Raw genomic sequence first — 13,443 nt, 5'->3', positions numbered from 1 at the left:
TTTCTTTTTATTTTAATCGCCCAAATCGACCTGACAAACCTAATTTCTACCATTTGTAAAGAGGTTTATACAAAATTTTCTTTAGGAAATTTTAAGAATATTGAAGTGAACTTAAGAAACGAAGCGTCTTTATTATCGTAAGATGAAATCAAGCAACGATCAGAGAGGGGTAGAAATGTTGTCTTTGAACAAACGTGATATGAAGCGGACGAGCCTAATGTTATGGGCCATGGCGATGTTACTGCTGCTTCCGATTGGGATTGGAGGCGTGTCGATTGCCCATGCCGACGCCAAACCCTCCATTGAGATGAAAAGCGAAGTCGGGTATGGGGGGAAAATGAAGAATGGCACGTGGAATCCGCTGAAATTTACCTTGACCAGTAATCAGGATCTATCAGGCGATATTGTATTTCAAGTGCTTCAGAGCCAATTTGGTAACAGTCCGGCCTCATATGTTCAGCATGTAGAGCTGCCAAAAGGTACGGCAAAAGAAATTATCATGGCGGTACCGGGGCAGCAGTATAACAAAAACAATAATGCGGTCCTGTTTTACGAAGGCTCGGTTGAAAAAGGAAAATTGGTCAATCTTTCATCCGGCACAAGTTATATCAATGCTTCTACCTACATATCCACGAATGTCGGTATCTTGTCGGATGATCCGGATGCGATGAACTTTCTTGCCATCCTGCAAAGCGGAGGTTCGAATATGAATGTCCTTCATATGAAGCAGAACGATATTCCTACGGATCCGATGCTGCTGGATGGGCTGGATATATTAGTGTTCAATCGCTTTGCTACCGACACGCTATCGTCCGATCAGGTCAAGGCTATCGAGCAGTGGGTCAAAACCGGGGGAGAGCTGATTCTTGGAGGGGGCGCAGCATACCCGAAGACAGCGGCACCATTCGCCGAGATATCGCCCGTCGAGTACAAAGGGACCTTCAGCGTAACCTCGCTGCCTGAGCTGGAAAAGCTGGGAGCCTATAAGCAAGGGAGTGCTAAAGGCGCTGCAAAGCTGAATTTGGGCGGTGAGGTTACCTTATCCGATGCCGTACCTGTAAAAGATGCAAAGCTGCTCTATACGACCGGCGGCAAGCCGCTGTTTGCGAGCCGGCAGGTCGAGAGCGGTAAGGTGCTCTACGTCGCGTATGACGTTGCCATGGAGCCAGTTGCTTCTTGGGCCGGAAATCCGTCGGTGTGGTCCGCGTTGCTTGGCAGCAATTTACAGACGAACAATATGAATGTCATGCGGGGAAATATTAATCCGCTGATGAATTTGAATTATATTCTTAACTTCTTCCCGTCCCTGAAAATGCCTTCGTTCCAAGTGCTTGCGTGGCTGATCGTCATCTATGCCATCGTCGTCGCGCCGCTGCTATATTTGCTCTTAAAGAAAGTAGACAAGCGGGAATGGGCTTGGTGGATAATTCCTTTGATCGCGGTCATCGCGAGCGGAACGGTATACATGATCGGGGCTTCGGATAAAACGAAGGAGCTGGCCCATACGTTGAACGTCGTTGAGCTCGATGGCAGCGGACAAGGGAAAGTCAAAAGCGCAACAGCGTTTTTCTCGCCCGGCAGCGGAAACTACCATCTGGAGCTTCCTGTCAATTCATATGTGACCATTCAGCGGGACGGCAGTTCATTTTCAGATTCACAAGACAGCCGAAACCTGATCGAGGTCAGCTCCAAAGATACGGGCGTCGAGCTGTTGGACATGCCGCAGTGGTCTTTAGCCAAGCTATGGGTGGAGCAGCGCGCCAAAAATGAGGGGTTAGGCGAGTTTGGGGTCAGCCTTTTCATTAATAATAAGGGTGCGATTGACGGGAAAGTCGTGAACAATACTTCGAAGAACGTAGCCCATGCAGGACTCGTCGTAGGCGGCAAGCTGTATCCGCTGGGAGATCTGGAGAAAGGAAAGTCCATTTCTCTTGCCTCGGTTAACAATGCGCAAGCGGTACGTACCGGTGGTCTGAGTTATGCCATGTTCCAAGGATATTCAACAGGCGGGAAAGACCCCTATAACCGGGAGAGGGGCATGCTGGACAATTATATTCAAGCTTCTTCCTGGTCTTCACAGGATGCCTTTATTGTAGCTTTCAGCAAGGATAAGCTTTTTAACTATCGCAATGACGGCAAAGAGATCGAGAGTGATCAATTGAACCTGTGGATTCAGCCGGTGGATATCAGCTGGGCACAAAATGGAAAAGTGAACATTCCTTTCGGATTTGTCAATCCAATCGTTAATCAAATTGCATCTTCGGGTTGGTACGATAATCCGAACGGGCCCAGCCATTTAGAGCCGGGGTATATTACTTTTGATTATGACGTGCCTGATCTGAAGAGAATGACCAGCGGGACGCTGAAACTTCAAAGCAAAAATCCGGGCAAACAAACGGAATATTATATTTTCGATTATAAAAAGCAGGACTGGGAGCTTCTGAAATGGGATGCGTCCAAGCAATGGAGCGCAGCCAATCCGAATGGTCAGTATGCTTCACAAGGCCGTATCCGCTTCAAGCTGGTAGCCAAGGAAGCTACGGAGTTGATGCTGCCTGAGATCGCAGTAGAGGGGGCAGCGAAGCCATGATCGATATTCAGCATCTAAGCAAGCGGTACGGCAATTTTGACGCGTTGAAAGATATTAGTCTGTACATTCCCGAAGGGACTGTCTTCGGGTTTGTCGGACCGAACGGTGCCGGCAAATCGACGACGATGTCGATATTGGCAACCTTGATGCTGCCAACCTCGGGCATTGCCAAAGTAGACGGCTTCGACGTGACGCAGCATCCGAAAGAAGTGCGGAAAAGAATCGGGTATATGCCGGATTTCTTCGGCGTGTATGATCAGCTGAAAACGACGGAATATTTGCATTTCTACGGAGCCAGTTATAATATCCCGCGCAGCGAACGCGATCAGCTGATTCCGCAGCTGCTGGAGCTTGTGAATTTGAGCGATAAAAGCGATGTGTATGTGGATGGCCTCTCCAGAGGGATGAAGCAGCGTCTTTGCTTGGCGCGGTGTCTCATTCATGACCCGAAAGTGCTGATTCTCGATGAACCGGCTTCCGGGCTTGACCCAAGGGCAAGAATTGAAATGCGCGAAATCTTGAAAGAACTGAAGCAAATGGGCAAGACGATCATAATTTCCTCTCATATTTTGCCTGAGCTCGCAGAGATGGTCGATGAAATCGGCGTAATCGAGCATGGAGAGATGGTGGCTCAGGGAAGGGTATCCGACATTCAAGCCCGGCTTCGCGTTAAAAAAGTGCTGCATATCCGCCTGATGGAGCGGGATGAGGAGCTTGCCGCACGCTTGCGGGATGAAGCCATGGTGTCCGCCGTGTTATGCGATAACACAGGCATCCACGTGCATTTTAGCGGGGGAGACCCCGAGCAGGTGCAGCTGCTGCAAAACATTATGGCGTGGGGATATGCCGTGATTTCCTTTCATGAAGCACAAACCAATCTGGAGGATGTATTCCTCGAAATCACCAAAGGAGGGCCTGCCGTATGAACTTGAGCCGCAAATGGATCAATCCGGTGTTGGACAAAGAATTCCGGTTGCGAATGCGCACGCCGCGCTCGGCGATTTCCCTGCTGGCCTATATTCTGGTCCTGGGTCTGATTGCACTGGGATTCATATACATCACGCTTTATCTGGACAACCAGGGGAACCAATCCTTTAATTCAGGAGCAGGGCGCATGATGTTCTACGTGCTCAGCTTCGCCCAACTGGTGTTAATTGCATTTATGGCACCGGCTTTGACGGCAGGCGTGATTAGCGGCGAACGGGAAAAGCAGACGCTTAGCATGCTGCTGACAACCCAGCAAAGCTCATCAACGATTATTTTAAGTAAGCTGTTTTCATCCTTAAGTTTTATGACGCTCATTATCGTGGCGACGCTTCCGATCTACAGCATCGTGTTCTTATACGGGGGCATTTCTCTCAAACAGTTGATCTTTATTTTTTTGTTTTACCTGTTCGTGATGCTGCTGTTGGGATCGCTAGGGGTCCTATTCTCGACTATCTTTAAACGGACCATGGTGTCCGTTATTGTGACCTATGGTGTCGGTTTGTGCATCTTTCTTCTGACGGGCCTGCTGTATTTATTCGTCATGAGCATCGTTCAACGGAATTATTACTCCATGCCGAGCACGACGGGTACGACGTATTCTTTCGTAGGCTATATTCTTGGATTGAATCCTGCGGGAGCCTTGATCAGCCTGTTCGAGCCAAGCTTCTCCAAATCGGCGTTTTTGCTTCGGAACGGCAACCTGAATTCGGATGCTCCGATTCAGCTGTGGCAGGAGTTTGTGCTGGTATACAGCGTGGTGATTATCGGTGCTTTGTGGATTAGCATTCGCCGCATTCGTCCGGTAGCAAGACGCAAAAACAACCATTCGAAGAGCAAGAATTCATCCGTAGAAACCAGTGTCAGCGATCATTCATAAGGAAGCATGTAACCAAACAAAGGAGGACAGCTAATGGACGCCATACGAAAATCGATCAGCAAAGCGAAAGCCCGGCTGCAGCAGTTTCGTCTGGTCCGTTATGCCTTGTACGGATGTGCCGGTGGACTGGGCCTTTCCATTTTGCTGCTGTTTGCGGCACGGTTGTGGCCGATTCCGTATTACCGGTTTCTGGCGATGGCAGCTGTAGCGGCCGGTGTCGCGATCGGCGCTGCTTGGGGCCTGATGCATCGCGTGAAGGATCGTGAAGCTGCCAAGGTCATGGATGCGGCGACAGGCGGGGACGAGCGGAGCGATATGATGGTGACGGCGCTCTCCTTTGCCGAACAAGATTCCTCCGCAGCCCAGTGGCAACGGAAGCAGGCGGCAGCATATGGGAGCAGTTTTATAGCTCAGATGAAGAGCCGGCTTCCTCATCCGAGCTATAAAAAGATAGCTATTGTCTGCAGCGTTCTATTCGTTGTAGGAGCGGGGCTTACGATCCTGCCAAGCCCGATGGATACAAAGCTCGCCGAGGCTGCCCGCCAGAAAGAATGGGTGCAGGATCAGAAGCAAAAAACAGAACAGCTCGTACAGCAGTTGCAGACTCAAAAGCTGGATCAGGCGGTGCAGAAACCGCTGGAGGACTCGCTTCAAGCGCTGCAAAAAAAGCTGGAAGGCCAGAAGGATCCGGAGAAAGCGTTAGCTGAGCTGGAGAAAACGATGAAAGCCATGGAAAAAACGGCTGCGAAGCAAGAAGCTGCCGTTCAGAAGTTGTCCGAGTTGGGACAGAAAATGCAGAACGCTCCGAATATGTCATCGCTTGGGAAGAGTCTTGCCCAGGGAAAATCGGAAGATCTGAAAAAAGCAATGGAGAACTTCAAACAACAGGTGAAGCAGCTTTCACAAGAACAAAAGGAGCAGTTGAGGGAGGCTTTGAACAAGCTGGCCGATGAAGCAGCTAAAAATCCGGAGACCCAGGCGCTAAAGGAGGCGCTGAAGAAGACGGAAAAGGCGCTGGCTAAAGGGACAGAGGACAAAGAAGCGGATGAAGCGCTGAATGACCTGGAAGCAGCGCTTGCCAAAGCGCTTGCAGCCCGGGCAGCCGCATCCAGCCAGTCCGCGGCTGCTTCGAGCATGAGCTCCAAACTCGCTTCACAGGGACTTGGGCTGGCTTCGCAAATGACCGCTGCCGGCATGCAAGTGCCGGACACCTGGAGCAGCGGAGGGAGCGCAGAGGAGCTTGCTTTGGCTGAGGAGGCGGGTGAAGGAGAGCCGGAGGATAGTGGCTCCACTTCACCGGGAAGCAGTGGTACGCAGGGCAGCGGTTCCGGCAGCGGCTCCGGCAATGGCAACGGCTCCGGTAATGGCAGCGGAAGCGGGTCAGGCGGCAATGGACGGGGAGCTGGTCAAGGAGCAGGAGCCGGTTTAGGTGCAGGCGGGCGTGATCTGGTGATGACTCCGCGTCAATTTAAGGGCAGCGGCAATAAGCAAAACGATAAAGGACCGTTAAAGGGGCAGGGCGGTACGATCCAAAAAGGCGGAGTTTCTCCGGCCGTGGACGGTGCCAGCCGCCCGTATGAGGAAGTGTACAAGGAGTACGAGGCCGAGGCGAAGAAATCGCTTGGACGTCAGGAGCTACCTCAGCAAATGCAAAGTTTGGTGGAGAGCTATTTTACCGGGATTAATCCGAATCCATAATAAAAATTTTTATCGGTGTACCTCCACAGAAGCCAGACCGCGTATAGCGGAAATTTTTATTGCGATATCAGGAAGCGGATTTCTGGAAGTAGGTCCATCTGATATCTAAATAAAATTTTTATCGGTGTACCTCCACAGAAGCCAGACCGCGTATAGCGGAAATTTTTATTGCGATATCAGGAAGCGGATTTCTGGAAGTAGGTCCATCTGATATCTAAATAAAATGTTTTATCGGTGTACCTTCACAGAAGCCAGACCGCGTTTTAAGAGAAGTTTATAAAACATCATTATTTAAGGGAACCAGGAGGAGCATGAACGATGCAGGAAATCCAAATCCAGCCTGAAGCCTGGAAAGAAACGATATCGCATGTGCGCAGTCAGATCGGTGAGATCATTGTTGGGCAGCAGGAAGTTGTGGAGCAGATGCTCTGGTGCATTTTTGCCGGGGGACATGCGCTGCTGGAAGGCATTCCGGGACTCGGGAAGACGATGCTGGTCCGCACGATTGCCGACACGCTCGACCTGTCCTTCTCACGCATTCAGTTTACGCCGGACCTCATGCCGAGCGATATTACAGGAACACAAATCCTGTCGTTCGGAAGACAAGGCGAGACCGGAATGACGTTCCAAAGCGGGCCTCTATTCAGCAGCATCGTACTCGCGGATGAGATCAACCGCGCCACGCCGAAGACGCAAAGCGCGCTGCTGGAAGCCATGCAGGAGAAAACGGTGACGGTTGGGAATGAAACACATCGTTTGCCAAGTCCGTTCTTCGTGCTGGCGACGCAAAATCCGCTCGAAAACGAAGGAACCTATCCACTTCCGGAAGCGCAGCTGGACCGTTTTCTCCTTAAAATTCTCGTGCCTTATCCGAATGCGGATGAACTCAAAGAGATCGTGAGAAGAACGACATCCAATGATGCACCGACGATCGTGAAGCAGGCTGGTCCGGAGGAATTATTGGAGATTCAGCACGGGGCAAGAGAAGTTCTGGTTGCTGACGAGGTGCTGGACTACGCCGCGAAACTGCTGATGATGTCCCATCCTGAAGAGTCATCCGCGCCTGATGGCGTGAAGAAATATGTGCGTTTCGGCTCTGGTCCGCGCGGCATTCAATCGATAATTTCCACGGGTAAGGTCCGGGCGATTTGCCAGGGAAGAATGCATCTGTCGCAAAGCGATATCAACGCCGTGGCCGTTCCGGCGCTGCGCCACCGGATATTTTTGAATTTCGAAGGACAGGCCATGGGCGTGACTACCGATCAAGTCATTAACGAAATGCTGCATGCGCTTGGAGGAAGATTATGAGCCCTGCCCATCTGCTGCCTCCTGAATGGATGGCACTGCTGGATAGGCTGTCGCTTGGCTCGGGCAAAAGGGTCGCGGGCACGCTGCAAGGAAAGCGCCGCTCAAGCAGGCTAGGCTCCTCGCTCGAGTTTGCCGACTACCGTTCCTATGCACCCGGCGATGATGTTCGCCGCTTCGACTGGGGCGTCTATTCCCGTACGGGAAAGCCTTTCGTGCGCCAATTTATGGATGAACAGGAACTGATGGTCAGCTTGTATGTGGACTGCTCGGCCTCGATGGACTTTGGGGGAGCGCCGCTGCTTGATGGCAAGCCGGACCGTAACCATGGTGAGAATAAGCTGCTGTTTGCCAAGAGGCTTGCGGCGAGCATAGGCTATATCGCGCTTTGTTCGTATGAGCGAGTGGGAGCGTACTGCTACAGCGATCGGCTGGAAGGCCGATTGCCGATACTCCGCGGACGGGCTTCCGCAATGAGATTGTTTCAATTTCTGCAGGAGATGCCGCCCGGAGCTGAAGGGAGCTTGTCATCTGCCCTTGGAGATCCGGGTGCCGTGCCGCGACTATCCGGAATGACCTGGATTTTCTCCGATTTCTGGATGGATGAAGACGAATCGTCGATCGGAAGCATGCTCTCTCGTTTGGCGGGAGCCGGGCAGGAGGTTGTCCTGGTACAGGTATTGTCGCCGGAGGAAATTCATCCGGAGCTCAGCGGAGATCTGCGCCTTGTAGATAGCGAAAGTAACACAGGCAAGGAGGTTGCTATTACGGGACGCGTTCTACAGCGTTACCGCGAGGAATTGGAGCATTATCAGAACAAGCTTCGGAAAATAACATCAGAGCGCGGGATATCGTATGTTGCGATCTCGAGTGACATGACGCTGCAGGAAGCCGTATTCGGCGTTTTGGCGGGATCGGGGCTCGTACGCGTATGACGGAAGCGAATTACCTAAGGGAAAGGAGGCTTTCGAGTGGGAATCGGTTCATGGCTCGGGCTTTGGTTCGGACTTAGCATACCAGCGATTTTGGCGATGTATTTGCTTAAACGCAAATTTCTCGACACCAGAGTGCCGAGCCATCTGCTATGGCAGCGAGTATTGAAGAATCTGGAGGCGAACCGTCCGTGGCAGAAGCTGCAAAACAGGCTCCTTCTTTGGCTTCAGCTGCTTGCCGCCGCTCTGCTTATCTTTGCTCTAATGAAGCCCTTCATATGGACTTCGGGCGGCGGGAAGGAGCATGTCGTGCTTGTCGCGGATACGTCCGGAAGCATGAGTGCGGTAACTACCGCGGGGACCGGGCAGTCCTCTGAGAAGCGTTTGGAGCAGCTGAAGCGGGAGATGAAAGACTATATAAAACGGGATGCAAAAAACAGTGAAATCACCCTGCTGAGCATGAGTGCAGAACCGAGCGTCGTTATTTCCAGGGAAAAGGACCACAGCCGCGCTGTTGACGCCGTTGATTCCCTGCAGCCCTATTTTGGCAAGGCTTCTTATGATGAAACGCTGTCGCTGGCCTCGGCTTTGACCCGGGATGAAACGGATGCGGAGGTTGTCGTTTTTACCGATGGACAGTGGAGAGGCAATCCTTCTTCCATTCCGTTTCAAGTCCCTGTGAGAGTCGTGACCCTGGAGTCCCCGGTCGGCTTTAACCTTACCTTGCAGCAATTCGGCGTGAAGGAAGAGGCGGGAGGAACGACGGCCGTGGCAGTCGTGAAAAATAACAGCGAAGCCCCAAAGTCTGCGGAGGTTAACGTATACGGGGACGGCAAGCTGCTGAAGACAGCATCTGCCGAGATCAAGCCGGGAACATCGGCGACGTTAACGTTTCGGGCTTTGACGGGAGCTGAGGTATACAAAGCAGAAGTGGATGGCCAAGACGATTATGCTGCTGATAATGAGGCGTACGCATTCTCGCAGTCCGCCGACACTCCAAGGATTCTGCTGCTGACCCCAGGCAATCTGTTCCTGGAAAAGGGACTTCAGCTGACGGGTGCGGAGGTGGTTAAAATGACCGTGCCTGAAGCGGGTGAAGATACGCTTTCTGATCAGCCGGGAGAGACAGCCATGCCGGAAAAGAAGCCGGATCTGGTCGTTATAGATGGGAAGGCTCCGTCCTTTACGTCCCAAGGGAAGTGGAAAAAGCTTCTTGAGCGTACTCCGGTCTGGACACTGGGAGGCGGGGGAAGCAAGGTTGCCGTAAACGGCGCCCAGCCAAAACTTGTCAGCCATCCGGTAAACCGCTATGCAAGCTATAGCGGCGTTTATATCGGCAGCGTACTGGACCAAAAGCTTCCGGATTGGGCTGTGGCGATAGCCAGCATCGAAAACCACCCGGCGATCATTGCAGGGTCCGAAAACGGTGAGCCGCGGTTGTCCTTTTTGTTCAATTTACAGGAAACGGATTTTCCGTTGTCGTCGGAATTTCCGATTGTGGTTCATGAAGCTGTATCCTGGCTGACGGAGAGCGGCGGCAAGAGCCTGGGCAGATTTACGGCGGGATCCCGAATTGAAGTTCCGATTGCCGCTGATACCGTTTCAGCCCGATGGGTGGCAAAAGACGGTATGGCCAAGGACATGAAAGTAGAAAGTCAGGAAGCGGATACGGGGGAAAAAGGGCTCAGCGCATTGCAGCAGATTCCGCCTATTCCGGGTCTTTATGCTTTTGAGCAGACCAACAATGCGGGCGAGAAGCTCGAATATCTTGCCGAATCGGCGGCTGATCCGTATGAAGCGCAGCGGGACAACAAGAACGAAGGTCTGGCTGCGATCAGTGAACATGCAGGCGGTGCAGAAACAACGGCCAGCAAGGCATCCCAAGCCCCTTCAGATAAAAGTCGCGGGGAACAGAGCAAGGTACCCCTGACAACGCTGCTCGCCGGGTTAGTACTGCTTATTATTTTGGTGGAATGGGGGGTGTACCAGCGTGGGCGTTCAATTTAACCACCCTTGGCTGCTGCTTCTGATCATCCCACTGGCAGTGCTGATGTATTACGCATACCGGTCAGATTTTCGGTTATCCGGCGCACGGAAAAAGGGAGCGGTTATGCTCCGCTCCGCCGTACTGCTGATGCTGATACTTGCCATTTCCGGTCTGCAATCGTATATCGTTCTCCAGCAGAAAAAAGTCGTCTATGTGTTGGATCGATCCTCAAGTATGCCGGAGGAGGGACAAGCGGAGGCCTGGATGCAAGCATCGGCAGGCACCAAAAAGGAAAAGGACTCCGTCGGGATCGTATCCTCTTCGCTGCAGGCTGCCTATGAACAGAAATTGTTGGACCGATTGCCGCAGAGCCTGCGTATGAATGCATCGCAGAACCCGGACTTTTCCAACCTGGAATCCGGACTGATGTTGGCTGGAAACCTGTTAGACGGCCGCTCGGATTCTAGAATTGTGCTGATTAGCGACGGCAAGGAAAACGTGGGCAGTATGCTGGCGGCGGGGAGAATGCTGAAGGATCAGGGCATCCCGGTCGACGTGCTGGCGTCGCCGTCACGGCAGCAGCAGGATGTGTCTGTAGAAGAAGTAAGCGTGCCTCAACAGCTCTATCAGGCGGAGGCATTTTCGATCGAGGTGCTCGTGCAGAGTACATATAAAGGGCAGGGGGAACTCCGCCTTTACGAGGACAGCCGCGAAATCGGCAGGCAGGCGGTGGATATTGCAGCAGGCGAAAACCGGTATGCGGTCAAAGCACTGGCTAAAACGACCGGCCTGCACCGTTACCGGGCAGAAGTATTCATGGAGGGCGATCAGCAGTCTGCTAACAATGCCGGATATGCATTCACGCGTGTTGACGGTCCACCGAAAGTGCTAATCGTAGAAGGCAAAAAGGGAACTTCCGCGAATATCACCTCCGCATTATCGTCAGGCCTGGTTCAGTATGAAGTGATGCCAAGTCCCGCGCTGCTGCCCAATGAAATGGCTAAGTATGCTGCTTATGATTCTATCATTTTCAATAATGTCTCCGGCGATCAGGTCGGCGAACGCCGAATGGAAATGATTGAGCAGGCCGTGAAAAGCTATGGCATTGGCTTTATGATGGTGGGAGGCGAGGAGAGCTATGGCATGGGCGGGTATTTCAAGACGCCGATCGAACGAGCCTTGCCGGTCTCCATGGAACTGGAGGGCAAACGCCAGATTCCTTCGCTTGGACTGATCCTTGTCATCGACCGTTCCGGCAGCATGTCCGGAGACAAGATGGAGATGGCGAAGGAAGCCGCCATCCGTACGGTAGAGATGCTGAGGCCAAAGGATACCGTAGGTGTCCTGGCTTTCGATTCGAGCAATTGGTGGGTTGTGCCGCCGATGAAGCTCGATAATAAAAAGGAAGAGGTTATCGGCCAAATTCAATCGATTCAAAGCGATGGCGGAACGGATATTTTTCCTGCGGCAGCCTCAGCCGTGGAAGAGATGCTGAAAGTCCAGGCGCAGCGCAAACATATTATTCTGATGACGGACGGCCAATCGGGAGGGAATGACGCATACGGAATGCTGCTTGAACAGATGGTGAACGAGAAGATTACCATGTCAACAGTAGCCGTAGGCACGGATTCGGACGTGAATTTGCTGCAAAACCTTGCTGAAGGGGCCAAGGGCCGCTTTTACATGGCGGAGGACGAGTCGACCATTCCTGCCATCTTCAGCCGTGAAGCTGCCATGATATCGAAATCCTATATCGTGGACAAGCCGTTTGTTCCTGCTCTGCAGGACGCTGGCGACTGGGGGAAATTATTCGAAAATGGCGTGCCGCGAATCTATGGCTACGTCGCGGCCATGGCCAAGCCGGCTGCCCAAACGGTGCTCTCGAGTCCTGAGCCGGACCCGCTGCTGGCCCGATGGCAATACGGTTCGGGCCGCACGGTAGCTTGGACGAGCGATATGATGGGCAAATGGTCCAAGGATTGGGTATCCTGGCCCGCCTTTTCGAACGTGCTGACGCAAATGGTGAAATGGACCTTTCCGCAATTTACCGCTTCGCCTTATGAAGTGAAAACGCAGGTGGAAGGCAACAAGGTCCGATTTGAGGTGAGCGCGGCTGACGGAAGTGGACCTGAGCAGCTGCAGGCGGTGGTGACAGGGGATCAACTACAGCCAAGCACGGTGGACTTGGTGCAGGATTCTCCCGGCAGCTACAGCGGCGAGATCACGGTGGATCAACCCGGGTCGTTCCTGATGTCACTGCAGGATACCACGGGTAAAAGCGTAGCCATGCCGAGCGGGTTGATCGTGCCTTATTCACCGGAATACCGGATTGAAACGGGCGATGCGAAGCAGGAGCTGGAACGTCTCGCCGCCATGACCGGCGGACGTGTTCTGTCATGGGATAAGCCGGAGCAGCTGTTCGCTGCGGCTCCGCGTCCAAGCCGCGAGCTGCATGACCTCAGCTATGCGCTGCTGGTTGCGGCCCTGATCCTCTGGGTCGCAGATATTGCGGTGCGCCGGCTGGCCCTTCCATGGGGCCTGATCGGCGCACGCCTGGCCGCCCTGCTCCGCAGGCGGCCGCAGCCGGCCGGCGGGGCACAGGCCCCGGACGCCGGCCTCGGCAGGCTCGCCGCGCGCAAGGAACGCGCGGCGGCCTTCTACGGCGGCGGCTCCGCTGCGCCGCCGCCAGCACCGGCGCAGCCGCAGGCACGCGCCGGTACCAAGGAAGAAGCCGGAGCGAAGCGTCCGGCTTCAAGCCCGCCGCCGCGCGCCGAGGCGTCGCGCGGGGCGCAGGCAGCCCGGCCGCCTAAGGCGGAGCCGGGCAAGAAAGCGGCGGCTGTAGCCAAGCCGCCGCAGGAAGAGCAGCGGTCCGCTTCGATGGACCGCCTGCTGGCCGCCCGCAAGCGCAACTCGCGCTAAGGCGGATAGCAATCCATCCGCAGCTTCGCAAGTGCATGTATGCCATAATCAAACTCCAAGAGACCCCGCGATGGTTTGCCATCACGGGGCTCTTTTCGATATTGCGAATTTATTTCTAGGCAGGATTTGCGCCAAGCCATTTTTATTG

Annotated in this window: 8 protein-coding genes; all 8 read left to right on the top strand. The window is 53.4% G+C overall.

What is annotated here, in order from left to right; genetic code table 11:
• Positions 1 to 229 precede the first annotated feature (229 nt).
• The 8 genes from GRF59_RS12255 to GRF59_RS12220 all read left to right on the top strand — a co-directional run bounded on the left by GRF59_RS12255 (position 230) and on the right by GRF59_RS12220 (position 13,295).
• Entirely contained in the window at positions 230 to 2,590 is a 2,361-nt protein-coding gene (locus GRF59_RS12255) for a DUF7408 domain-containing protein (protein WP_237391729.1), read from the top strand.
• Complete coding sequence (locus tag GRF59_RS12250) at positions 2,587 to 3,516, top strand: ABC transporter ATP-binding protein (protein WP_160497815.1); 930 nt, start codon at positions 2,587 to 2,589, stop codon at positions 3,514 to 3,516. The genes GRF59_RS12255 and GRF59_RS12250 overlap by 4 nt, the downstream gene beginning before the upstream one ends.
• A complete protein-coding gene (locus GRF59_RS12245) occupies positions 3,513 to 4,454 on the top strand; it encodes an ABC transporter permease (protein WP_160497814.1) in 942 nt (313 codons plus the stop codon). The genes GRF59_RS12250 and GRF59_RS12245 overlap by 4 nt, the downstream gene beginning before the upstream one ends.
• Positions 4,455 to 4,487: 33 nt before the next feature.
• A complete protein-coding gene (locus GRF59_RS12240) occupies positions 4,488 to 6,152 on the top strand; it encodes a phage tail tape measure protein (protein ID WP_160497813.1) in 1,665 nt (554 codons plus the stop codon).
• Between the two features lie 318 nt (positions 6,153 to 6,470).
• Complete coding sequence (locus GRF59_RS12235) at positions 6,471 to 7,460, top strand: AAA family ATPase (protein ID WP_160497812.1); 990 nt, start codon at positions 6,471 to 6,473, stop codon at positions 7,458 to 7,460.
• Positions 7,457 to 8,392: a DUF58 domain-containing protein gene (locus GRF59_RS12230; protein WP_202128550.1), complete on the top strand. Its 936-nt coding sequence runs from the start codon at positions 7,457 to 7,459 to the stop codon at positions 8,390 to 8,392. Before GRF59_RS12235 ends, GRF59_RS12230 begins: the two co-directional genes overlap by 4 nt.
• Positions 8,393 to 8,428: 36 nt before the next feature.
• Complete coding sequence (locus GRF59_RS12225) at positions 8,429 to 10,396, top strand: VWA domain-containing protein (RefSeq protein ID WP_160497811.1); 1,968 nt, start codon at positions 8,429 to 8,431, stop codon at positions 10,394 to 10,396.
• A complete protein-coding gene (locus tag GRF59_RS12220) occupies positions 10,380 to 13,295 on the top strand; it encodes a VWA domain-containing protein (protein WP_160497810.1) in 2,916 nt (971 codons plus the stop codon). Before GRF59_RS12225 ends, GRF59_RS12220 begins: the two co-directional genes overlap by 17 nt.
• Positions 13,296 to 13,443 lie beyond the last annotated feature (148 nt).

This window comes from Paenibacillus dendrobii, from assembly GCF_009807035.1.
In the GTDB taxonomy this organism is placed as follows: Bacteria; Bacillota; Bacilli; order Paenibacillales; family Paenibacillaceae; genus Paenibacillus_AQ; species Paenibacillus_AQ dendrobii.
This window is presented reverse-complemented; position numbering and strand designations above follow the sequence as displayed.

Coding starts and splice junctions, on each gene's coding strand:
- GRF59_RS12240 (WP_160497813.1), top strand. CDS start 4,488: ATGGACGCCATACGAAAATCGATCAGCAAAGCGAAAGCCCGGCTGCAG.
- GRF59_RS12255 (WP_237391729.1), top strand. CDS start 230: ATGGCGATGTTACTGCTGCTTCCGATTGGGATTGGAGGCGTGTCGATT.
- GRF59_RS12235 (WP_160497812.1), top strand. CDS start 6,471: ATGCAGGAAATCCAAATCCAGCCTGAAGCCTGGAAAGAAACGATATCG.
- GRF59_RS12230 (WP_202128550.1), top strand. CDS start 7,457: ATGAGCCCTGCCCATCTGCTGCCTCCTGAATGGATGGCACTGCTGGAT.
- GRF59_RS12245 (WP_160497814.1), top strand. CDS start 3,513: ATGAACTTGAGCCGCAAATGGATCAATCCGGTGTTGGACAAAGAATTC.
- GRF59_RS12250 (WP_160497815.1), top strand. CDS start 2,587: ATGATCGATATTCAGCATCTAAGCAAGCGGTACGGCAATTTTGACGCG.